The following is a 21,493-nucleotide window of genomic DNA, read 5'->3' on the forward strand; positions in this document are numbered from 1 at the left end:
CAGGATAGCCGAGCCTTGGAGGACCCTCGATGAGCGATACCCACCCCGTGGTCCTGATCACCGGCAGCGCGCGCCGGATCGGTGCGGCCATCGCCCGCCAGTTCCACGCCTGTGGCTGGTCGGTGGTGCTGCACGCCAATACCTCCAGCGCCGAGCTGCAGCAGGCCGCGTTCGATTTCGACAACGTGCGCCCGGGCAGCGTGCTGGCCCTGCAGGCCGACCTGCGTGACGCCGACGCCCTGGCCGACCTGGTGGAACAGGCGGTCACCCACTTCGGCCGACTGGACGCGCTGGTCAACAACGCCTCCAACTTCTTCCCCACCCCGCTCGGCCAGGTCACCGCCGAGGCGATGGACGAGCTGTACGCGGTCAATGCACGCGCGCCGCTGCTGCTGTCACAGGCGGCGGCGCCCTACCTGCGCCGCCAGCAGGGTTGCATCGTCAACCTGACCGATCTGCATGGCACCGACCCGATGCGCGACCACATCGCCTACACCATGGCCAAGGCCGCGCTGGAGATGGCCACCCGCTCGCTGGCACTGGAGCTGGCGCCGAAGGTGCGGGTCAATGCGGTCGCGCCGGGTGCGATCCTGTGGCCGGAACAGGGCAAGGACGATTTCGCCCGCGAGGCGTTGCTGGCGCGCACGCCGCTGGCGCGGATCGGCACGGTCGAGGAGATCGCCGAAGCGGTCTACTGGCTGGTGGCCGAAGCCAGCTTCGTCACCGGCCACACCCTGCGCGTGGATGGCGGGCGCACGGTCAGTTGAGGTAGTGCCGGCCGCTGGCCGGCAACCGCCGTCATTCCAGGTCCACCACCTCGAACGCTTCGCCAAACTGCGCGTGCGCCCGCCACAGCGTGGCCAGGTCCTGCCCGCTGACCGGGTCGATGAAGCCCGGCGCGATGTCCGCCAGCGGCTTCAGCACGAAGGCATGCTTCAGTTCCGGGCGCGGAATGCGCAGGTGGCCGGGGCCTTCCACCACCAGGTCGCCGTAGAACACCACGTCGATGTCCAGGGTCCGGTCGGAGAAGCGCGGCCCACTGCGATCGCGGCCATGCGCGTCTTCCAGCGCATGCAGCCAGTCGTCCAGTTCCTGCAGCGGCAGATCGGTCTCGATCGCCACCGCATTGTTGAGGAAGGCCGGGCCATCGAAGCCGACCGCGGCAGTACGGTAGGCGGGTGACACCTGCAGTGCGCCAAAGCGCTCGCGCAGGGCCGTCACCGCGGCGTGGAGGTAGCGGCGGGGCTGGACGTTGCTGCCCAGGCTCAGGAGCACGGTGGTCATGCGGTTCAGGTGACGGCACTTGGGGGGCGTGGACATGCCGTCGTCACGGCGGCCTGCCTACAATCCGGGACGCACATGATAGGGCACCGACATGACCTATTGCGTTGGAATCGAGGTGGACGAAGGCCTGGTCTTCGCTGCCGACACACGGACCAATGCCTCGCTGGACGATGTGCGCGTGCACCGCAAGCTGCACGTGTTCGAGTACCCCGGCCAGGCAGCCTACGTGCTGATGGCGGCTGGCAACCTGGCCACCACCCAGCTGCTGGTGTCGCGCCTGGGGCGCGACGCCGGTGAACGGCGCACGCCCAACCTGCGCGACATGACCCATCTGTTCGAAGCTGCCGAGTACGTCGGCCAGCTGCTGGTGGACAGTCAGGTGCACAGCAGCCACAGCGAGCACGGCCATGACGGGGTCAACACCCAGGCCACGCTGATCTTCGGTGGCCAGATCGCTGGCGAGCGACCCGGGCTGTACATGATCTACCCGCTCGGCAACGCCATCGCCGCTTCGCCGGAGACGCCCTATCTTCAGATCGGTGAGTCCAAGTACGGCAAGCCCATCCTGGACCGCATCCTCAGCCCGGCCACACGCCTGGAGGACGCGGCGCGCACGGCAATCGTGTCGCTGGATTCGACCATTCGCTCCAATCTGTCGGTAGGCCTGCCGATCGACCTGGCGCTGCTGCGTGATGGTGACCTGCGCATCGGGCAGCAGCTGCGGCTCGGCGCGGATTCAACGTTGTATGCGGACATCCACCAGAACTGGTCACGGCGCCTGGAACAGGCGGTGGACGCCCTGCCACGCTTCCCCTGGGAAACTGCCGAACGGTAGTGCCGGCCGCTGGCCGGCAACCGCATTGATCCCGCCACACAGGGATGCCGGCCAGAGGCCGGCACTACCGGGGCATCAGCCCAGCACTTCGGCCACGGCGCGGAAGACCTGCTGCATCTGCAGCGGCTTGTGCAGCACATGCACCTCCACGCCGTCCGGGAAGGCATCGGCCGCGACCGGCACTGCCGGGTCTTCCAGTACCAGTGCCGGGCCGCGATAGCCCAACGTCGCCATCTCGCCCAGCAGCTGGCTGGCCGGCAGCAGCTTGGAGCCGGCATCGGCAATCACCAGCGCGGGCATCGCCTCCTGCTGCATCCAGCGCAGCGCTGCCGGCCCATCGGAGGCCAACTGCAGCTGGTAGCCCTGGCTGGACAGCGCATTGCCCAGCAGCGATAGACGCGTGGCTTCGCCATCGACCACCAGGATCGATTGGCCGCTGCCCAAGGCCACCAGCTGTTCGATCGGCTCGCTGCCATCGATGGCGTCGTGCATCGGCAGGCGCAGTTCGAAGCAGGTGCCCTGCCCCGGCTGGCTGCTGACGTGAATGCTGCCGCCGGCACCTTCAACGATGCGCTTGCAGGAAATCAGCCCCAAGCCAGTGCCGTCGGCCTTGGTGGTGAAGAACGGATTGAACAGGTGCGACAGCGTGTCCGCATCCATGCCGATGCCTTCGTCGGCGACCCGTATGTGCATCCAGTCCACGCCATCGCGATGGCCAGCATGGCTGGCAGTCAGGCTCAGGCGGCCACCGTTGGGCATCGCCTGTATCGCGTTGAGCGCCAGGTTCAGCATCACCTGCTGCAGTTCGGTGTAGTTGGCGTCGACCACCAGGCCTTCGTCCTGCACCTGCAATTCCAGGCGCACCGCATCAGGCACGTTGCTGCGCAACAGTAGTGCCACCGCATCGAACAGGCCATCGATCTCGATGCGCTCGCTCGGCTTGCGCGAACCGCGCACGAACGACAGCATCGATTCGGCCATCTCATGGCCACGGCGGCCGCACTCGGCGATGACATCGGCCAGGTGGTGCAGCTGCGGATCGTCGGTACGCGCCTTCAGCAGGTCCGGCATGATCAGCAACGGCTGCAGGATGTTGCGCAGGTCGTGGCTGAGCCCGGCTGCGAGCAGCGACAGGCTTTCCAGGCGCTGTGCGCGCATCAGCTCGGTTTCCACCCGTGCGCGCTCGATCGCGCTGCGTGCATCGCGGATCGCACGTGCCACCGCCGACGGCAGGCGCGCCGGCTGGTGCTTGATGATGTAGTCATTGGCGCCCTTCTGCAGCGCCGCCACCGCATTCTCCTCACCCATGGTGCCGGAGACGAAGATGAAGGGTACTTCCGGCGAGGTCTCGCGCACGATGCGCAGCGCGTCATCACCGGAAAACCCCGGCATGCTCAGGTCGGACAGCACGATGTCCGGCTGGAACGCGGCCAGTGCCTGGCGCAGTTCGGCCTCGCTCTCGACACGCTCGAAGCGGGCCTCCAGGCCCGCATCGAGCATCTGTTCGGACATCAGCTCGGCATCTTCCGGTGAGTCCTCCACCAGCAGGATGCGCAGCGCCCCCAGGGCGGGACCGGTCAAGGGCATGGGCTCACTCGAGTTCCGGTGCCTGGTTGATCAACGCCCAGAACTTGCCCAGCGTCTGTACGGCGCCAAAGAACTGGTCCACGTCCACTGGCTTGACCACATAAGCATTCACGCCCATGTCCCAGCTCCGGGCCAGATCGCTTTCCTCGCGCGAGGACGACAGGATCACCACCGGCAGGCGCTTGAGCTCTTCGTGTTCGCGGATCTGCCGCAGTACTTCCAGGCCATCCATGCGCGGCATCTTGATATCCAGCAGCAGCACCGCCGGCAGGCCTTCCTCGCGGTTGGCGAAGGCACCACGGCGCAGCAGGTAGTCCATCACTTCCACGCCATCCTCGACGTGCACGATGGGGTTGGCCAGACGCGCCTCTTCCAGGGCGTCGATCGCCATTTCGGCGTCGGCCGGGCTGTCTTCGGCGAGAAGAATGGTGCGCAAAGTGGTCATGCAGAAGGCCCTTGTTTGTCCGCATCGATCGCGGGAGGCAGGTAGAAGTGGAAGGTGGCGCCGACGTCCGGTTCAGCCTCGGCCCAGATACGGCCGCCATGACGGGTGAGCACGCGGCGCACGCTGGCCAGGCCGATGCCGGTACCCGGGTAGTCGCTGGCCTTGTGCAGGCGCTGGAACACGCCGAACAGTTTGCCGGCATAAGCCATGTCAAAGCCTGCACCATTGTCGCTGACCGTGAACTGATGACCGCCGTCAGGCTGCGGCTGGTAGTCCACGCGGATCTTCGCCGGTTCGCGGTTGCCCGAGTACTTCACCGCGTTGCCGAGCAGGTTCAGCCAGACCTGGCGGATCATGTTCTCATCGCCGACCACGATCGGCAGCGGCGCGATGCTCCACTCCACCTGGTGCACATGGCCACTGTTCTCCGCCTCGGCCTGCAGGTTGGAATCGAGCATGGCGCGGGTATCGGCCACCAGCGACTGCATGTCCACCGCCTGCTGGCGCATCGCCGCACGGCCCAGGCGCGAGTAGACCAGCAGGTCATCGATCAGCGCCGCCATGCGCCGGGCCGAACTGGAGATCACGTCCAGGTAATGACGGCTCTTGTCATCGGCAGCGTCGCCCAGGTGGCGCGACAGCTTGTCGGAGAATCCGGCGACGTGGCGCAGCGGTGCGCGCAGGTCATGCGAGACCGAGTAGCTGAAGGCCTCCAGCTCGCGGTTGACCTCGGACACCTGCGCGACCTTGCCTTCCAGCTGGCGGTTGAGCTCTTCAACGCGCAGCTGGACTGCGCGTTGCATGGTGACATCGCTGACCGTCAGCAGCACCACTTCATCATCGGTATCGGGCAGCGGCATGCGCCGTGCGTTCAACAGCATGTAGCGCGCCATGCCGTCGGCGGTGCGCTGTTCGTGCTCGAAATCCCACAGCTCGCGGCCGCGCAGCAGCACGTCGGACAGGCGTTGGCGCACGACGGCGTCCTTCCAGGCACCGTCGCCGACGCTTTCCAGCAGCAGGCCATCGGCGCGTTCGTCCTGCAGCCCGTACAGCTCGGCAAAGGCGGGGTTATGCAACTGCACGCGCAGGTCGCGGTCGAGCAGCACGATGGGTTCGCGCACGGTCTGCAACACCGATGCCGCGCGTGCCGCCGAGCGCAGCGATTGGCGTTCGGCGTGCAGGCGCCGCCCGATCTGCCGCTGCAGGAGCCAAAGCACCAGGCCGAGCAGTCCCAGCTGGATCACCAGCGAACTCCAAGACACCAGCTCGGTCTGCTTGCGCTGGCGCGCCGCCTGCTCGGCCCGCAGTGTCAACAGTTGCTGTTCGCTGGCCTGGAGTTCTTCCACCAGGCCACGGATCGGATAGCGCGTGCTCAGGTCCTTCACCAGCTCGCGTTGATCGCTGTTGGGTTCAGATCTGGCCAGCTCGCGGGCAAGCGCCATCCGCCCTTCCAGCATCGATTCGATACGGCCGATGCGGATCAGCTGGTCGGGGTTGTCGCGGGTCATCCGCCCCAGTTCGGCCAAGCGACCGGGAATGTCGTTGGCTGCGGCCATGCGCTCGCGCAGCCCGGGTGCGTCCACGCCCTTGGACAGCGTCAATGCGGCCGATTCGACGTCGCGCACATCAGCCTGCAGCTGCTGCAGGGCCACGCCCACCGCCTGGGTATGGTTGACCCAGGCCATTGCCTGCTCGTTGTCCTGCTGCAGTTTGCGCAGGGTCAACCACGGCACCACGATGATCGCTGCGGCCGCCAGCCCCAGGGCCGGCAACCGCCAGCGGTCCCAGATGTCGTCACTGAAAACCAGCGCCATAGTTCCTCTTCAGCACGGCCGCAGGGCGTCGGCCGGACCCTGTCCGGCTGCGGCGGAACCGGCAATATAGCGCAGGCGGTCACAACGCAGGGGTTTCCCCCCTGGTTGGCTGAACAGGTTCGCAGTCCTCAGACCTGTAGAGCCGGGCCAAGCTCGGCTGCCTTGGAGTTCCAGCCGAACATGGCCGCGGCCCTACAGCTCAACGGGCGCCCCGCGAGGGGGCGCCCGTCAGCTTCAGCGCTTGGCGGCAGCGCTGACCTTCAATGCGGCTGCATCAACGCGGGTCACGCCCTTGATGCCCTTGGCGGTGGTGACGGCCTTGTCCTTCTCGGCCTGGCTCGCTACGGCACCGCTCAGGCTGACCACGCCGTTCACGGTTTCCACCTTGATTTCGGTACCCGGAACGTTGCTGCTGGCGAGCAGGTCGGCCTTCACCTTGGTGGTGATCCAGGTATCGGTCACCGGCTCGTTGGAATCGTGGCGATCAGCATGGGTCGCCGGGTGCGCGCTGGTCGGCGGGCTCTTCGCGGCCGGATCCTTGGCGAATGCGGCCGAGGAGGACAGCGCCAGGCCCAGCGTCAGGGCGGAGGCAATCAGCGTGCGGGTCGTATTGCTCATCGTGTCGTACTCCTTCGGAATGTGCTGCCAGTCTGGACAAACCGGCGTAGAGCAGGCGTGGCGTTGCGGTCATGCCGCTGTGAATCGGGCTACCTGCAACGACAACCGTTCAGCTTTGGCCCGTGAGCCCGCGTCGTTTACCCTGCCCTTCCCACTGCCGGAGCTCTGTCATGCGCCCCGACCTGCAACTGGCCCTGATCGGCTACGGCCTCGCCGGCCGTGTCTTCCACGCACCGCTGATCCAGCACACACCCGGCCTGGTGCTGCACAGCATCGTCAGTTCGCAGCGAGACACGTTGCTGCGCGCGTTCAGCGACGTGCACGTGCGTGCCACGCCGCAGGAGGTGTTCGACGACCCGGCCGTGGATGCCGTAGTGATCGCCACGCCCAATGAACAGCACGCGCCGCTGGCGATCGCAGCGCTGGCCGCCGGCAAGCACGTGCTGGTCGACAAGCCGTTCGCGCTGGATGTCGCTGAAGCCGAAGCCGTTCTGGCTGCGGCACGCGATGCCGGACGCATCGCCACCGTCTTCCAGAACCGGCGCTTCGATGCCGACTTCCTCACGCTGCAGGCGCTGCTTGCGGACGGGGCACTGGGCGACATCGCCGAGTGCCATGTGCACTTCGATCGCTATCGCCCGCAGGTGCGTGACCGCTGGCGCGAGCAGGACGGTCCCGGCAGTGGCCTGTGGTACGACCTGGGCCCGCACCTGCTGGACCAGATGCTGGTGCTGTTCGGCTGGCCCGAAGCGATCGATGCTGATCTGGCCGTGCAGCGCGATGGCGGCAGCGCCATCGATTACTTCCACGCCGTGCTGCACTACCCGCGGCATCGCGCGATCGTGCATTCCGGTTCCCTGGTGGCAGCTCCCACGCCGCATCTCAGCGTGCATGGCAGCAAGGCCAGTTGGATCAAGCACGGCCTGGATGTGCAGGAAGCGCAGCTGCGCCGCGGTGTGGCGCCCGGTGCGCCCGGCTGGGGCATCGACCCGCGGCATGGCGAGCTGGTGCGCTGTGATGCCGAGGACAACGTGCAGCGCGGCACCGTCGACAATCTGCCCGGTGACTACCGTCGGTTGTATGCGCAGTTCGCCGCGGCCATGCATGGCGACGGCGAAGCCACGGTCGATCCGGTGCAGGCGCTGCAGCTGATGCGGCTGCTGCAGGCAGGCATGGACAGTGCGCGCGAAGGGCGGCGGATCGCGTTGGGGTGATCGGCAGGGCTGCGCCCTGCACCCGTGGTAGTGCCGGCCGCTGGCCGGCAACCTCAACAGCAACGACAAAAACCGGCAATCCGTGAGATGGCAGGATGGGTCCGGTTGCGGGAGCCGGACCCACCCCGCCTTCGACAGAGTCCCGCGCCCGACGGTAGGTGTCGACCTTGGTCGACACATCGACGTGGAAGCCATCGGAGACGGCTTTTGCAGAGTCGAGCCATGCTCGACTGCCTGCATGGGGTCAGAGCCCTTTCCTGCGGAAAGGGATCCGACCCCGGCTTCGTGCTTACGATTTCTTGATCGCGTGGCCGCCGAATTCGTTGCGCATCGCCGACAGCAGGCGGTCGGTGAACGAATTGGATTCGCGCGAGCGCAGGCGTTCCAGCAGCGACAGGGTGATCACCGGTGCCGGCACATCGAGCGAGATCGCTTCGGCCACGGTCCAGCGGCCTTCACCGGAGTCCTCCACGTACGGCGCGATGCCATCCAGCGACGGATTGCGCTTGAGGGCTTCGGTGCTCAGGTCCAGCAGCCACGAGCGCACCACGCTGCCGTGGCGCCAGACTTCGGCCACCTGGGCCAGGTCCAGTTCCATTTCCTGCTTGCGCTCCATCAGCGCGAAGCCCTCCGCGTAGGCCTGCATCATTCCGTACTCGATGCCGTTGTGGACCATCTTGGTGAAGTGGCCAGCGCCGGACGGGCCGACACGACCCCAGCCACGGTCTTCGGCCGGTGCCAGCGTGCGCAGCAGCGGTGCGATCTGCTCCACCACCGCCGCTTCACCACCGACCATCAGGCTGTAGCCTTCCTGCAGGCCCCATACGCCACCGCTGGTGCCGCAGTCGACGTAGCCCAGGTCGTCTTCGGCCAGCGCCTTGGCGCGACGGATCGAGTCCTGGTAGTTGGAGTTGCCGCCGTCGATGACGATGTCACCCTCGGCCAGGTGCGGAGTCAGCTGACCCAGGGTCTGGTCGACGGTTTCGCCGGCCGGCACCATCAGCCACACCACGCGCGGCACCGGCAGCGCGGCCACCGCGGCGGCCAGCGAATCGACCACCTCCAGGCCGGCCTCGGCGGCGCGCTGGCGGGCACCTTCGCCCGGGTCGTAGCCGACGACGCGGTGGCCGCCGCGATGCAGGCGCTGGGCCATGTTGGCGCCCATGCGGCCGAGGCCGATCATTGCAATATCCATTGTTTCACCTTCAGTTGGGGTCTAGGGTCAGGCTGCCTGGCCTGCCGGTAGCCGCGCAGTGGCGCAGCTGCGCCTCGCGCCAACGCCGGTAGAGCGTGGTATGCAGATTGTGCACCGCCAGGTCGATCGAAAAGGGGGTTCGCGGGTTGCGGTCAAGCAGGCGGGCGATGTGGTAGCCGATGGGACGTATACCGCGCGGATGCACATAGATCACGAACTGCTGGTAGAACGGATCGTCCAGCAGGCGGTCCATGCGTGCCAGCGTGGCGTGGTAGCGCGGTTCCAGCCGTGCACGAAGGTCCGGGTCGCGCTCGAACAACAGGCGTTCGAAGTAGCGCCGGCCGATACGCGGGATGTCCTGCGCCAGCGCCCACAGCTCGGCATTGCGCTGGTCGTACCAGGCAAGGCCGCCGTGCGCGGCCAACGCCTGCGCGGCCTCCTCGCCCACCGACACCACCACGAAGTTTTCGGCCTGGTTGCTCAGGTCGTCCAGCATACCCTTGTCGTACACATGTTCGATGAAACCAGGCACACCGACGAAGGCCTGGCGGCCCATCGCCGAGGTGCGCACCGCCTTGCCATCGGCGAAGTAGTCACCGGCGTGTGCGCCAAGCAGGATGCTGTCGGTATCGTGCAGCGCGAGGAACGTACCGATCGACAGTTCTTCTGCGGAGAATGCAGCGTCGAAGGCCGCATCGCCATACAGCTCGCGCTGTGTGGCCAGTTGTGCGACCTGGCGACCGACTCCACATTCGGCGCGTACATTGCCGCTGTAGAACGCCTGCAGCGCCTGGCTGTTGCCCGTAATGGGCACGAAACCACGGCCGAAGCTTCGCGTGCGCTGCCAGCCTTGCGCGTGTGCGCCGTACAGGCCGAAGCCGATCCAACCGAGCTGCAGGCCAGAGAAGCGGAATCCTGCATTGCCCTGCAGTGCAGCAGCGGCACGTTGCGTGGCTGCATCCAGCTGGAAGGCGTAGGCGCAAACCGTAGCCGGATCGTCCAGCACCTTCTGCAGCAACGCCTTGCGCGCTGCAGCGGGCATGTCCGCCGGCCATTGCACGCGCAGATCGCCTGCCGCCTGAGCCTCCGGCAGCGACGCGCGCGTGCACACAGGGCCACCATGCACCTGCGGTGCACTGATCGCGCGTGTTTCGAAGTGCCACCCCAGGCGCTGCAGCAGGCCTTGTGTACAGTCCAGCGGCGTGGCTGCCGTGCCCAGCGCGGGCAGCAGCAGGGCCACGCCCATCCATCTGCCGCGCACGTTCAATCCTGGTCCGTGCTCGCCGGTGCGGGCTCCGGGGTTGTGACCACAGGCGGAACGGGCTTGCCTGCCTCCGCCGGAAGGTACTGTTGCAGGCGCTGGAAGAAGCGACGATAGAACTCAGCATCGGCAACCGTGCTGCTGGCCACTTTCACCAGCGAGTCGTCATTGCTGCCGAACGGCAGCGATACGGATCCGAGCGCACCGACGCCAACACTGGCCGAGGTCGGACTCTTCTTCAACGCATAGCGATCCTGCACGGCACTGACGAATACCAGTGTCTGGCTCCCGCGCGGTGCGCAGGAAATACGCAGCACCAGCTGCTCGTGATCGTCCTCGCGCGGCTGGAAGTTCTTGTTGCCTTCCACCTGCGCCGCGTCGGAACGGGCGATGGCATAGCCCTGGCTGAGCAGGGTGCGCCGTGCGGCCTCGCAGGCGTCACCGGGACGGCCATCGACGGTGCGCGAGAAGGTGTCGCCGGAATCAAAGGATTCGCGAAGCAACGTGCTGTCAGCAGCGCGGCCACCACAGGCCGACAGGATCAGGGCGCTGGCGAGCGCCACGGCAACACTGGAAAGACGGGAGGCCCGCATGGGTACTCCTGCGAGGACGGTATCGCCAAGGGTAGTCCTGCGGCCGTGTGCGGCAGGTCGAAAGCACGCCCGCCAGCCCCCGCCGTTGCTGCCGGTTCATGCACGGAAAAGGGGACGGAGGGGATTAAGTCGTTTGTGGCACTTCGCCCCGCCACGCATGGCACGGCGCTACCGTGAACGAGGTCCCCCAAACGAAAAAAGGGCCGGCAATGCCGGCCCCTCGGGTATCACATGCCGTCGCCGGCTCAGTCCGCCCAGCGGCCGGCACCGGTGGACTGCGGCAGCACCTGCGCCGACAGCGGGCGGTCGTTGGCCAGCAGGTTCACCGCGTCGGCCAGGATCGAGGCTGACTCGCGCAGCAGCGGGTCCGGGCGCTTTTCGGCAGCCTTCTCGCGCGCGGCATCCTTGACGATGTCGCGCTCGTTGCCGGTCAGGCCGTCATCGCTGCTGTCATCGGCCAGCGGGTCCAGGGCCAGGCCCAGCTCCTTGCGCTGCACCTGGCGCTCCTTGCGCTGGGTATCCTGGCGCTCGCGCTCAGCGCGACGGGTCGCCTCGTTGAGCGAGATGTATTTCTTCGCCGCTTCGGTGCGGAACTGCTGCACGTCCTCGTTCCACCACTGGAACTCCTTGTCGGTGGCGATGCGCGCGTCGTGACGGGTTTCCAGCTTCGGCAGCAACGGCGCGAAGTTGCCGTACTGGGTGTGCGGCACGGCGGCGATGCGGGTCCACGGCAGTGCGTTGTCGTAGGTGCTTTCGCCGAACTCGGTGGCATCGACGCTGGCCGGGAACGCCAGGTCCGGCACCACGCCCTTGTGCTGGGTGCTGCTGCCGCTGATGCGGAAGAACTGGGCAATGGTCAGCTTGACCTGGCCGAAGCGCTGGGTCTCGCCGCTCGGCCAGCGGTCAAGGTCGACGATGTTCTGTACGGTGCCCTTGCCGAAGCTGGTTTCACCGATCACCAGGCCACGACCGTAGTCCTGGATGGCACCGGCGAAGATCTCCGAGGCCGAGGCCGAACCACGGTTGATCAGCACCGCCAGCGGGCCGTCCCAGGCCACGCCCTGGTTGCGGTCGCTGTTGACGGTGACGCGGCCACCGGATTCGCGCACCTGCACCACCGGGCCCTGCTCGATGAACAGGCCAGTCAGTTCGATCGCTTCATCCAGCGAACCACCGCCGTTGTTGCGCAGGTCCAGCACCACGCCGTCCAGCTTGTCGTTCTTGAAGCCGGCCAGCAGCTTGGCCACGTCGCGGGTGGCCGAAGCATAGTCGGCGGCGTTGCGGCGACGGCCTTCGAAGTCCTGGTAGAAGGTCGGCAGCTTGATCACGCCGATCTTCCGTGCCGGCTCGCCGTTGGCGGCCGGAATGGTCATGGTCTCGCCCTTGGCGGCCTGTTCGGCCAGGCGCACCTTCTGCCGGGTCAGCACCAGGGTGTGGTGCTTGCCATCGGCACCTTCGGCAGCCGGAATGAACTCCAGCTTGACCTGGGTGTCCTTGGCGCCGCGGATCTTGGCCACGACATCGTCGATGCGCCAGCCAATCACGTCCTCGACCTGGCCGGACTTGCCCTGGCCAACGCCGACGATGCGGTCACCCGGCTTCAGCGTGCCGTCCACCGCAGCCGGGCCACCGGCGATGATCTCGCGGATGACCACCACATCGTCCTGGCGCTGCAGCTGCGCACCGATGCCTTCCAGCGACAGCGACATCGCCTGGTTGAAGTTCTCGGCGGTGCGCGGGGTGAAGTAATCCGTGTGCGGATCAACGGCACTGGTGTACGAATTCATGAAGAACTGGAAGACGTCTTCGCCCTTCAGTTCATTGACCGACTTCTCCAGCGTCGCGTAGCGCTTGTCCAGCGTCTTGCGGATGTCATCCGGCTTCTTGCCGGCCAGCTTCAGGCGCAGCCAATCGTTCTTCACCGACTTGCGCCACAGCTCATCGAGCTCGGCACTGCTGGCCGCCCACGGCACCTTCTTGCGGTCGTACTCGAAGCGCTCGTCGGTGGTGAAGTCCGGCTCCTGCTTGAGCAGCTTGCGCGCGTACGCCACGCGCTCGCCGACGCGCTGCTTGTAGACAGCGAACACCTGGAACGCCGGCTCCAGCTCGCCGCCCCGGATGGCCGAGGCGATGTTGGCCTCGAACGGTGCGAAGCGCGCCACGTCGGCCTGGGTGAAGTACTGCTTGCCGCCGTCAAGCGTTTCCAGATAGCGCTTGAACACGTCCTTGGAGGTGGCCTCGTCCAGCGCGCGCGGGCGATAGGCGTAGCGGCTGTCGGACAGCAGGCCGTACACCAGCTTGGAGGTGGTCACCTGGTCGGCGGTGGCCGCCGCGGGCAATGCGGGCGAGTCGGCCTTGGCCGCCAACGCCAGTGGCGCGACCAGCGCCAGGGCCATCAGGAATGCGGGGGCTTTGAATTTCATTGACGTGCTCGAAGGCGCCTTGCCAAGGGGGAGACTGCGGGGTGTTAAGACACCACGACAGTGCCGAAAGTTGCCGGGTTTGTCACCCGGCCGCGCTCGGTGGAAAACCAGCCTAGCCGGGCCGGTGTAGCAAATTGTGAATGCAGGCGAAGGCGGGGCCGAGCATGGGCTCGGCTTTACAACAGGCAAAGGCGTGCGAACCAACGTTCGCACCCACCAGGGCGGTTCGCACCCACCTCAGGAGACGCCGGCGCCCTTGGCCTGCACGTCGGCGTGATACGACGAGCGCACCATCGGGCCGGAAGCAACATGGCTGAAGCCCAGCTCGTAGCCGTAGTCCTCCAGCGCCTTGTAGTCTTCCGGGGTCCAGTACTTCAGCACCGGGTGGTGGTGTGCGGTCGGCTGCAGGTACTGGCCGATGGTGATCATGTCCACGTCGTGTGCGCGCAGGTCGCGCAGGGTGGCCTTGATCTGTTCGAAGTCCTCGCCCAGGCCCAGCATGATGCCGCTCTTGGTCGGCACGTCCGGATGCTGCGCCTTGAAGTTCTTCAGCAGGTTCAGCGACCACTGGTAGTCCGCACCCGGGCGCACGTTGCGGTACAGGTCCGGCACGGTCTCGATGTTGTGGTTGAACACATCCGGCGGGTTCTGCGCCAGGATCTCCAGCGCGCGCTCCATGCGGCCCTTGCCACGGAAGTCCGGGGTCAGCACTTCGATGCGGGTGCCCGGCGACTTCTCGCGAATGGCGGTGATGCAGTCGACGAAGTGCTGGGCACCACCGTCGCGCAGGTCATCGCGGTCGACGCTGGTCACCACCACGTACTTCAGGCCCATGTCGGCCACGGTCTGGCCGAGGCTGGCCGCTTCGTTGGCATCCGGCGGCTTCGGGCGGCCGTGGGCCACGTCGCAGAACGAGCAGCGGCGGGTGCAGACCTCGCCCAGGATCATGAAGGTGGCGGTGCCGTGGCCGAAGCACTCGTGGATGTTCGGGCAGCTGGCTTCCTCGCACACGGTCACCAGGCGGTTTTCGCGCAGCTTGGCCTTCAGGTTCTGCACGGCATTGCCCGAAGGAATGCGCACGCGGATCCAGGACGGTTTGCGCAGCACCGGCGCATCGGCGAACTGCACCGGCGAGCGGTTGATCTTGTCACCGCCCAGCTGCTTGACCCCGGCCTGCAACGGCGCGGCGGACGGGGAGTCGCCCTGCACGATCTGCAGGGGAATGGAACGGGCGGTGGTTTCAGTCATGGCAGTTCCGGGGGCGGTCAGGCGGCCGCAGAAAGATCGGGCAGTTCGGGGGTGTGCTGCAGCAGCAGGCCGAACTGGCGGGCCAGGTGGTCCAGCAGCACCGGCTTGACGGCCTCCATCCCGGAGGGACCGCCCAAGTCTACCACCGAGGTCACCTGCAACCCCTGATAGCCACAGGGATTGATGCGGTGGAAGGGCTCCAGGTCCATGGCCACATTGAAGGCCAGGCCGTGGAAGGTGCAGCCGCGACGCACGCGGATGCCGAGCGCAGCGATCTTGGCGCCGCCAACATAGACGCCCGGGGCACCTTCGCGACGTTCGGCACCGATGTTCCACTCGCCCAGCGTATCGATGATGGCCTGCTCGATGCGGCACACGTAATCGCGCACACCGATGCCCAGGCGCGGCAGGCGCAGCAGCGGGTAGACCACGATCTGGCCGGGGCCGTGATAGGTCACCTGGCCGCCACGGTCCACATGCAGCACCGGGATATCGCCCGGCGCCAGCACATGCTCATCCTTGCCGGCCTGGCCCAGGGTGAACACCGGGTCGTGTTCGACCACCCACAATTCGTCGGCATCGGTGTCGCTGCGCTGGTCGGTGAAGCGCTGCATGGCGCGCCACACCGGCTCGTACGCCTGGCGGCCAAGGTCACGCACCAGCGCCGGACGCGGCGCGCGGTCCTCGGGGGCGGCTTCAGCCGGGCAGCTGTCGGCTACAGCGTCCACTTCACTTCCGGGTGGTCGCGCAGCGCCTGGTGCGCCAGGTCGTACTGTTCGCGGCTCTCAGCCTTGAACACGATGCGGACGGACACGTACTTGCCGTTGGAGGAATGCTTCCAGCTGATGCGTTCATTGACGACATCGATGCCGGCAGCCAGCAGCAGGCGGGGGAGCTCATGTTCCAGGCCGCGGTTGGCCGGGCCCATGGCGCTGAGCTCGAACTGGCCGGGGAACTGGAAGCCGTGGTCGGGGTTGTCGGACTTGATTTCCATGGACCCATTATCGGGCCGCAGGGCAACAAACCCAAGAGTATTCATCAACGTCAAAGACGGCACCGGCGGCCTGCTGCGTTGCAGGGCACCCAGAGGCGCGGGGCGAAAGCCCAACGGCAGCTGACTGCAATCTGCTGTCACGCACTGGCCCAGGCATCGTATGGCGGCCAGTGGTCACCTTCACACCAGACCCGCGGCGCTTGCGCGGGTAACAAATTATGTCCGCTGGACAATGTTGTTTTCGGAACAGACAAGTGATTCGAACGTGCTCGTTCCGCCGCGCGGGCGCGAGTACCGTAGCGTTGCATATAACGACTGAAAACCGTCCCCTTCCCCATGAGCATTCCATCCATGCGTAGTGTCGCAGCCCTGGGGCTGGCCGGCCTGCTGGCCTCTGCCCTCCCCCTTGCCGCCCAGGCGGCCGAACAATGTGGCCCGGACGCGATGCGCGACCACCCGCCGCAGATCAACTTCCGCGTTGACAACGACCTGTTTGGTGGCCGCCACCAGGACCAGGGCTACACCAACGGTGCGCTGTTGACCCTGGTCTCGCCCAATCTGGTCGACTACACCGACGACCCCTGCCTGCCGCGCATGGCGCGCTGGGTGAACCAGTACCTGGAAGGGCTGCATCCGGGCAGGTTCGAACAGCAGAACATGATCTTCAGCATCGGCCAGGGCATCTTCACCCCGACCGATTTCAGCCGCAGGGACCTGATCGAGGACGACCGTCCTTATGCCGGCGTACTGATCGCAAACTTCGGTTTCAATGCGCGCAGCGGCGACCGCCTGCAGACCACCCAGCTGACTCTGGGCGTGGTCGGCCCGTGGGCACAGGGCAAGCAGGTGCAGAATGCCGTGCACGAAGTGCTGGGCGACGAGAAATTCAAGGGCTGGGACAACCAGCTGCACAACGAGCCGCTGTTCATGCTCACCCATGAGCGCATGCGCCGCTGGCCCGGCGATGCCAGCGTCAATGCCGACGGCTGGGGTTGGGACGCGATCAGCCACTACGGCGGGTCGATCGGCAACCTGGAAACCAAGGCCAACCTCGGCGGTGAGGTGCGCTTCGGCTGGAAGCTGCCGGACGACTTCGGCAGCACGCCGTTGCGCCCGGCCGGCGAGAACACTGCGCCGACCCGCGGCGGCCGTCCCAATGGCTGGTCCTGGCACCTGTTCGCGACCTCGGACGCGGCCTGGGTGATCCGCGACATCACGCTGGATGGCAACACGTTCCGCAACAGTCACAGCGTGGACAAGCGCCATGTGGTGGCCTACGGCGGCTACGGCGTGGCCGTGATGTACGGACGCTGGAAGTTCGCCGCGGCGCGCTACCACAGCACGCGCGAGTTCAACGGCCAGCGCGAAGCACCGGTGTTCGGCAGCTTCACCATCAGCCGCTCGCTGTAAGCGAGGGGCTGAGGGTAGTGCCGGCCGCTGGCCGGCTGCCGGCATATCCGGATGGCTTCATGGGGAGCCGGCCAGCGGCCGGCACTACCCACATCCGGATGGGTTCATGAGGAGCCGGCATCCCGGAACGGAAAAGGCCGGCATTCGCCGGCCTTTTCCTTCACCACGCCAGGGCGTGGATCATTCCGATTCCCACCACATCCAGAAGCTGTCCCACAGGCGCTTGAAGAAGCCGGCCTGCTCGACGGCGGCCACGGCCACCAGCGGTGCCTCGGCGATGACCTTGCCATCCAGGGTGACCTTCACGGTACCGATCTGCTGGCCGGCGGTGAACGGTGCTTCCAGGGTCTTGGGCACGTCGATGCTCGGCTTCAGGTCGTTGTAGCGGCCGCGCGGCACGCTGACCAGCATCGGCTGGGCCACGCCCAGCTGCACCTTGTCGGTGGTGCCCTTCCAGACCTTGTGCTCGGCCACGGCCTTGCCCGGCTCGTAGAGGCGGTGGGTCTCGAAGAAGCGGAAGCCCCAGTTCAGCAGGGCCAGGCTGTCATCGGCACGCTGCTTCTCCGACGCACCGCCCAGCACCACCGCGATCAGGCGCTGGTCGCCACGCTGGGCCGAGCTCATCAGGCAGTAGCCCGCCTCGGAGGTGTGGCCGGTCTTGATGCCGTCCACGCTGCCATCGCGCCACAGCAGCAGGTTGCGGTTCGGCTGCTTGATGTTGCCGACCTGGAATTCCTTGATCTTGTTGTACGCGTAGGTTTCCGGGTAATCGCGGACCATCGCGCGGCCCAGCAGCGCCAGGTCGTAGGCGGTGCTGTGGTGGCCCTGCGCGGTCAGACCATGGGCGTTGACGAAGTGCGAGTCCTTCATGCCGATCTTGGCGGCGTAGCTGTTCATCAGCGAGGCAAAGGCCTCTTCGCTGCCGGCCACATGTTCGGCCAGGGCGATCGCGGCATCATTGCCGGACTGGATTGCCATGCCCTTTTCCATGTCTTCCAGGCGCGCGGTCTGGTTGACCGGGAAGCCGCTGTAGCTCCCATCGGTGCCAGCGCCGCCCTCGCGCCAGGCGCGCTCGCTCATCATCACCTGGTCATCCGCACGGACCTTGCCGTTCTTGACCTCGGCGGCGATCACGTAGGACGTCATCACCTTGGTGATGCTGGCCGGGGCCAGCTGCTCGTGGATGTTTTCACCAGCCAGCACCTGGCCGGTGGCGTAATCCATCAGCACCCAGGCCTTGGACACGCTTGGCGCCGGGGCCGGCGGAGTGGCGACGGTGGCCGGGGCGGCGGCGGCGGCGGCGGCGGGCGCCGGCGTGGCCGGAGTCGGCAGCGGCGTCTGGGCGGAAGCCAGGCCCACCACCAGGGTGGCGGCCAGGGCGGTGGCGGCGGAACGGAAATTCATTGGACAGCAGGCTCCAGGGGACGGCCGGGAATGGAGGGTGGAACGTAACGGCCATTGTAAGGCCGGGGGAGCATGGGCCGGCAGCACCGGCCCGGGCGGATCAGTCCTTGACGATCTGCGGCGAACCCAGGCCCAGACCGGCGATGCGACCGACAAGTTCCGCCGCACTGGCATGGTCGCTTGCCGGAACACGCAGGCGGAACAGGGTGCGGCCACCGGCGGCGATGTCGCTGATGGTCGCGCCGACGATGCCGGCGGCACTGAGCTGGCCCATCGCGCGGTTGGCGTTGTCGCGGTTGGAGAAGCTGGCGACCTGCACCATCACCGCGCCGACCATCTGCTGCGACAGGCTCGGCGCCGCCGCGGCGGCACGCACCGGTGCCGGTGCCACCGCGCGCGGGGCCGTGCTGGCGACAACGGCCGGAGCCGGCGCGGAGTTGCGCACCACCGGCGCGCTTGGCGGCAGGCTGCTGACCGCCACATCCGGCGCGGTGCTGGCCACGCCCTGGGTGGTGGCCGGCTGGCCGCGCGCCGGGGCGCCATCGGTCGGCAAGCGGTTGACCAGGCGATCGATATCACTGTCGGTGGAAGCACGTGGCGGCGCCGGGCGCGCACTGGCCACCGCGGTGGCGGCAGCCGCTTCAGCCGCGCGACGCTCGCGACGCGACGGCTTCTGCGCCATCAGGTTGCTCTCGCCCGGTTGCAGCGCGCGCACCTCGACATTGCCGGTACCGCGTTGGGTGATGCCCAGGCGCACGGCGGCGGCATAACTGAGATCGACCACGCGGCCGTCATGGAACGGGCCACGATCGTTGACACGCACGATCACCGACTCGCCGTTGTCCAGGTTGGTCACGCGGGCGAAGCTGGGCAGCGGCAGCGTCTTGTGCGCGGCAGTGAACTGGTACATGTCGTAGACCTCGCGGTTGGAGGTCAGGCGGCCATGGAACTTGGCCCCGTAGTACGACGCGGTGCCGCGCTCGACGTAGTCATGGGTGTCGTCGAGCACCTTGTACGACTTGCCCAGCACCACGTACGGCGACTTGTTGCCGATGGCCGAACGTTCCTCGGCGGTCACTTCCGGCTCGGGGATGCATGCCACATTGGGAATGTAGTCGGGCGTGCTGTCACGCACGCCTGGTTTGTACAGGCCACCAGCGGTGTAATTGCCGCGGGTGCTGAGGTCTTCCTTGGCCGCTGCATACGGCGAACCTTCCGGGCAGTGCGCCGGTCGCGAACCACGGCCCTGCACCAGCGTGCCGCTGGACTTGCCACCATGGCCGGCCGTGGCCGGCTTCTTCGGCGCGCTGCTGCAGGCCGCCAGTGCGAGGACGATCAAGCTCGGGACCAGCCATCTGATGTTCATGCCGGGGGCAGCTCCTGTCCGGCGATGGCCTGGGACAGCTGGAACACGGCCATCGCGTACATCTTCGAGAGGTTGTAGCGGGTGATCGCGTAGTAGTTCTGGAAGCCCAGCCAGTACTGCTTGCCGGTGCTGCCTTCCAGGGTGATCGGGGTGGCGGTGGCGCCCGGCTGCACCGGCGTGCTCGGCTGGTAGCCGCGCTGTGCGAGGTCGGCCAGCGACCAGGTGGGCATCCATTCGGTCGGGTTGAACTCCTCGCGGCCCGGGGCCAGCGTGGCCGGTACCGCAACCTGGCCACCACGCACCCAGCCCCCCTTCTTCAGGAAGTAGTTGGCGATGGAGGAGAACACGTCGTCGTAGCTGTTGAACAGGTCGCGACGACCATCACCGTTGCCGTCCACCGCGTAATCGAGGTAACTGGACGGCATGAACTGGCCCATGCCCATCGCACCGGCATAACTGCCCTTGAGCGTGGTGATGTCCAGTTTCTCTTCGCGGCCCAGCTCGAACAGCTTGGCCAGCTCATCGCGGAAGAACAGCTCGCGGCGCACTTCGCGTTCGAGCTTGGCCGGGTCGCCGCTGCGTGGGTAGTAGAATGCCAGCGTGTACAGCGCATCGAGCACGCGATGGCTGCCGGCATTCTTTCCGTAACTGGTTTCCACGCCGATGATCGCCACGATCACTTCGGCCGGCACGCCGGTGCGCTGCTGCACGCGATCCAGTTCGGCACGGTGTTCGGCCAGGAACGCGCGGCCGCCATCAATGCGTGCCTTGCTGATGAACATCGGCCGGTATTCGTTCCACGGCTTGACCCGCTCGGCCGGGCGCGACATCGCGGCGATGATCGGCTGGCGCACCTGCGCCTGGTCGAGCACGCTGCTGATCTGCTCCGGCTTCAGGCCATAGCGCTTGGCGGTATCGGCAATGAAGCGGGCCCGCGCGACCTCGAATGGCACCGGGGTGAGATCGACCGGCGGCGCGGTAGCCGCAGTTGCTTCGGGTGCAGCCTCGGCCGGCCCATGGGCCCTGGTGGCGGGCTGGCGCGGCGTACTGCTGGCCTGGGGTGAAGACGGTGGGGACTTCGGCTGGGTCGCGCAGGCGACCAGGCCGAGGGTGAGCATGCAGGCCAGAGTGCGTCGAATCATCGTCGCAGGTTAGCAGGTCATGGATGAATTAAAACCCCTAACACCATGAATCACAACGATTTGCCCGTGTTCAGCGGGAAATGTGAAGGCGTCGTGATCGTGCTTCCCCATTCAGATAGAGGTGGCCGGTTGCGTCCCCATCCCCGCAGACGCAACCGGCGACCGGATCCGGTCGATACCTGCGCGGCTGCCGCTCCCCAGTGGCAGTGCCCCGCGCTCCTTGTATCCGTTGGATCAGTACTGCTTCCCGCCCGACGCCCCCTCGCGCTGCAACGATAGACGGCGCGCCGTGCCGAACGGGCCGCCATTGTGCAGGCCGATTACGACAAGTCCATTGATCAAGATCAACGCGGCGTAAAAGTGTGAACCAGCTAACATTTTTTGCGGACTTTGGTCAGCGAGTGTGCTGTCCTGCATCGTTGTGAGAACGCTTCCACAGGGAGCGTTGCGCAGAGTCAGGAAGTTTCCAGCCAACGGCGCAGCCCCTCGTGGGTGGTCGCGAAAAGCAGTTAACGGGTGAGGCCAGGTAGATGGGCTGCGCAGGGGCCGCTGCAAGTACGTCCATGTAAGCTCGGTCGCCGCATCCATGCGGCTCACGCCCCTGCGCAGCCCATCTACCCGGCCACGGACAGGTTCCGTGCGCGTCTACCCACGGAGAAG

At 66.7% G+C, this 21,493-nt stretch carries 19 protein-coding genes; 4 read left to right on the forward strand and 15 right to left on the reverse strand.

Annotated elements, in window-relative coordinates; all coding sequences use genetic code 11:
- The first annotated feature begins 29 nt into the window (after positions 1 to 29).
- Positions 30 to 767, forward strand: coding sequence for a pteridine reductase (locus AC5P9P_RS13570; RefSeq protein WP_024957037.1), 738 nt, complete (start codon positions 30 to 32; stop codon positions 765 to 767).
- Between the two features lie 31 nt (positions 768 to 798).
- Here AC5P9P_RS13570 and folK read toward each other — a convergent pair whose 3' ends face one another.
- The gene (gene folK, locus AC5P9P_RS13575) at positions 799 to 1,284 is read right to left on the reverse strand and encodes a 2-amino-4-hydroxy-6-hydroxymethyldihydropteridine diphosphokinase (protein ID WP_012481279.1); all 486 of its coding nucleotides are present in this window, start codon (positions 1,282 to 1,284) and stop codon (positions 799 to 801) included.
- A gap of 91 nt (positions 1,285 to 1,375) precedes the next feature.
- On the opposite strand from folK, the gene AC5P9P_RS13580 reads away from it, so the two are divergent.
- Positions 1,376 to 2,119, forward strand: coding sequence for a proteasome-type protease (locus tag AC5P9P_RS13580; RefSeq protein WP_049450617.1), 744 nt, complete (start codon positions 1,376 to 1,378; stop codon positions 2,117 to 2,119).
- Positions 2,120 to 2,194: 75 nt separating this feature from the next.
- On the opposite strand, the gene AC5P9P_RS13585 is transcribed toward AC5P9P_RS13580, so the two are convergent.
- The 4 genes from AC5P9P_RS13585 to AC5P9P_RS13600 form a co-directional block, all read right to left on the reverse strand.
- On the reverse strand, positions 2,195 to 3,706 hold the full coding sequence (locus AC5P9P_RS13585) for an ATP-binding protein (protein WP_329772930.1): 1,512 nt from the start codon (positions 3,704 to 3,706) through the stop codon (positions 2,195 to 2,197).
- Positions 3,707 to 3,710: 4 nt separating this feature from the next.
- Positions 3,711 to 4,151: a response regulator gene (locus tag AC5P9P_RS13590; RefSeq protein ID WP_005411057.1), complete on the reverse strand. Its 441-nt coding sequence runs from the start codon at positions 4,149 to 4,151 to the stop codon at positions 3,711 to 3,713.
- Positions 4,148 to 5,965 carry a sensor histidine kinase gene (locus AC5P9P_RS13595; protein ID WP_033834544.1) on the reverse strand — a complete coding sequence of 606 codons (1,818 nt, stop codon included), beginning with the start codon at positions 5,963 to 5,965 and terminating at the stop codon, positions 4,148 to 4,150. The genes AC5P9P_RS13590 and AC5P9P_RS13595 overlap by 4 nt, the downstream gene beginning before the upstream one ends.
- Positions 5,966 to 6,199: 234 nt before the next feature.
- Entirely contained in the window at positions 6,200 to 6,583 is a 384-nt protein-coding gene (locus tag AC5P9P_RS13600) for a BON domain-containing protein (RefSeq protein ID WP_005411059.1), read from the reverse strand.
- 170 nt (positions 6,584 to 6,753) lie between these two features.
- On the opposite strand from AC5P9P_RS13600, the gene AC5P9P_RS13605 reads away from it, so the two are divergent.
- Positions 6,754 to 7,797 carry an oxidoreductase gene (locus tag AC5P9P_RS13605; RefSeq protein WP_111108676.1) on the forward strand — a complete coding sequence of 348 codons (1,044 nt, stop codon included), beginning with the start codon at positions 6,754 to 6,756 and terminating at the stop codon, positions 7,795 to 7,797.
- Positions 7,798 to 8,086: 289 nt separating this feature from the next.
- Here the strand turns inward: AC5P9P_RS13605 and gnd are convergent, their stop codons facing one another.
- The 7 genes from gnd to AC5P9P_RS13640 form a co-directional block, all read right to left on the reverse strand.
- Complete coding sequence (gene gnd / locus AC5P9P_RS13610) at positions 8,087 to 8,992, reverse strand: phosphogluconate dehydrogenase (NAD(+)-dependent, decarboxylating) (RefSeq protein WP_033834559.1); 906 nt, start codon at positions 8,990 to 8,992, stop codon at positions 8,087 to 8,089.
- Positions 8,993 to 9,002: 10 nt separating this feature from the next.
- Positions 9,003 to 10,238: a hypothetical protein gene (locus AC5P9P_RS13615; RefSeq protein ID WP_049433208.1), complete on the reverse strand. Its 1,236-nt coding sequence runs from the start codon at positions 10,236 to 10,238 to the stop codon at positions 9,003 to 9,005.
- Between the two features lie 17 nt (positions 10,239 to 10,255).
- Entirely contained in the window at positions 10,256 to 10,846 is a 591-nt protein-coding gene (locus AC5P9P_RS13620) for a DUF2242 domain-containing protein (protein WP_049403145.1), read from the reverse strand.
- Positions 10,847 to 11,091: 245 nt separating this feature from the next.
- The gene (locus tag AC5P9P_RS13625; protein ID WP_033834547.1) at positions 11,092 to 13,269 is read right to left on the reverse strand and encodes a carboxy terminal-processing peptidase; all 2,178 of its coding nucleotides are present in this window, start codon (positions 13,267 to 13,269) and stop codon (positions 11,092 to 11,094) included.
- Positions 13,270 to 13,506: 237 nt separating this feature from the next.
- Entirely contained in the window at positions 13,507 to 14,517 is a 1,011-nt protein-coding gene (gene lipA, locus AC5P9P_RS13630; RefSeq protein ID WP_288469418.1) for a lipoyl synthase, read from the reverse strand.
- A gap of 17 nt (positions 14,518 to 14,534) precedes the next feature.
- A complete protein-coding gene (lipB, locus tag AC5P9P_RS13635; protein WP_005411066.1) occupies positions 14,535 to 15,245 on the reverse strand; it encodes a lipoyl(octanoyl) transferase LipB in 711 nt (236 codons plus the stop codon).
- On the reverse strand, positions 15,233 to 15,511 hold the full coding sequence (locus AC5P9P_RS13640; protein WP_005411067.1) for a YbeD family protein: 279 nt from the start codon (positions 15,509 to 15,511) through the stop codon (positions 15,233 to 15,235). The genes lipB and AC5P9P_RS13640 overlap by 13 nt, the downstream gene beginning before the upstream one ends.
- 351 nt (positions 15,512 to 15,862) lie before the next feature.
- Here AC5P9P_RS13640 and AC5P9P_RS13645 point away from each other — a divergent pair, with 351 nt between their 5' ends.
- On the forward strand, positions 15,863 to 16,921 hold the full coding sequence (locus AC5P9P_RS13645) for a lipid A deacylase LpxR family protein (protein WP_005411068.1): 1,059 nt from the start codon (positions 15,863 to 15,865) through the stop codon (positions 16,919 to 16,921).
- A gap of 180 nt (positions 16,922 to 17,101) precedes the next feature.
- On the opposite strand, the gene AC5P9P_RS13650 is transcribed toward AC5P9P_RS13645, so the two are convergent.
- The 3 genes from AC5P9P_RS13650 to mltB all read right to left on the reverse strand — a co-directional run bounded on the left by AC5P9P_RS13650 (position 17,102) and on the right by mltB (position 20,833).
- Positions 17,102 to 18,325 (reverse strand): D-alanyl-D-alanine carboxypeptidase family protein, encoded by a 1,224-nt coding sequence (locus AC5P9P_RS13650; protein WP_495232863.1) that lies wholly within the window; start codon positions 18,323 to 18,325, stop codon positions 17,102 to 17,104.
- A gap of 100 nt (positions 18,326 to 18,425) precedes the next feature.
- Positions 18,426 to 19,691, reverse strand: a complete 1,266-nt coding sequence (locus AC5P9P_RS13655) for a septal ring lytic transglycosylase RlpA family protein (RefSeq protein ID WP_495232864.1) — start codon at positions 19,689 to 19,691, stop codon at positions 18,426 to 18,428.
- A complete protein-coding gene (gene mltB, locus AC5P9P_RS13660; protein ID WP_495232865.1) occupies positions 19,688 to 20,833 on the reverse strand; it encodes a lytic murein transglycosylase B in 1,146 nt (381 codons plus the stop codon). Before mltB ends, AC5P9P_RS13655 begins: the two co-directional genes overlap by 4 nt.
- Between the last annotated feature and the right edge of the window lie 660 nt (positions 20,834 to 21,493).

This window comes from Stenotrophomonas sp. YJH_SMC_14-1 (assembly GCF_059372275.1).

Coding starts and splice junctions, on each gene's coding strand:
- AC5P9P_RS13570 (WP_024957037.1), top strand. CDS start 30: ATGAGCGATACCCACCCCGTGGTCCTGATCACCGGCAGCGCGCGCCGG.
- folK (WP_012481279.1), bottom strand. CDS start 1,284: ATGACCACCGTGCTCCTGAGCCTGGGCAGCAACGTCCAGCCCCGCCGC.
- AC5P9P_RS13580 (WP_049450617.1), top strand. CDS start 1,376: ATGACCTATTGCGTTGGAATCGAGGTGGACGAAGGCCTGGTCTTCGCT.
- AC5P9P_RS13585 (WP_329772930.1), bottom strand. CDS start 3,706: ATGCCCTTGACCGGTCCCGCCCTGGGGGCGCTGCGCATCCTGCTGGTG.
- AC5P9P_RS13590 (WP_005411057.1), bottom strand. CDS start 4,151: ATGACCACTTTGCGCACCATTCTTCTCGCCGAAGACAGCCCGGCCGAC.
- AC5P9P_RS13595 (WP_033834544.1), bottom strand. CDS start 5,965: ATGGCGCTGGTTTTCAGTGACGACATCTGGGACCGCTGGCGGTTGCCG.
- AC5P9P_RS13600 (WP_005411059.1), bottom strand. CDS start 6,583: ATGAGCAATACGACCCGCACGCTGATTGCCTCCGCCCTGACGCTGGGC.
- AC5P9P_RS13605 (WP_111108676.1), top strand. CDS start 6,754: ATGCGCCCCGACCTGCAACTGGCCCTGATCGGCTACGGCCTCGCCGGC.
- gnd (WP_033834559.1), bottom strand. CDS start 8,992: ATGGATATTGCAATGATCGGCCTCGGCCGCATGGGCGCCAACATGGCC.
- AC5P9P_RS13615 (WP_049433208.1), bottom strand. CDS start 10,238: ATGGGCGTGGCCCTGCTGCTGCCCGCGCTGGGCACGGCAGCCACGCCG.
- AC5P9P_RS13620 (WP_049403145.1), bottom strand. CDS start 10,846: ATGCGGGCCTCCCGTCTTTCCAGTGTTGCCGTGGCGCTCGCCAGCGCC.
- AC5P9P_RS13625 (WP_033834547.1), bottom strand. CDS start 13,269: ATGAAATTCAAAGCCCCCGCATTCCTGATGGCCCTGGCGCTGGTCGCG.
- lipA (WP_288469418.1), bottom strand. CDS start 14,517: ATGACTGAAACCACCGCCCGTTCCATTCCCCTGCAGATCGTGCAGGGC.
- AC5P9P_RS13640 (WP_005411067.1), bottom strand. CDS start 15,511: ATGGAAATCAAGTCCGACAACCCCGACCACGGCTTCCAGTTCCCCGGC.
- AC5P9P_RS13645 (WP_005411068.1), top strand. CDS start 15,863: ATGCGTAGTGTCGCAGCCCTGGGGCTGGCCGGCCTGCTGGCCTCTGCC.
- AC5P9P_RS13650 (WP_495232863.1), bottom strand. CDS start 18,325: ATGAATTTCCGTTCCGCCGCCACCGCCCTGGCCGCCACCCTGGTGGTG.
- AC5P9P_RS13655 (WP_495232864.1), bottom strand. CDS start 19,691: ATGAACATCAGATGGCTGGTCCCGAGCTTGATCGTCCTCGCACTGGCG.
- mltB (WP_495232865.1), bottom strand. CDS start 20,833: ATGATTCGACGCACTCTGGCCTGCATGCTCACCCTCGGCCTGGTCGCC.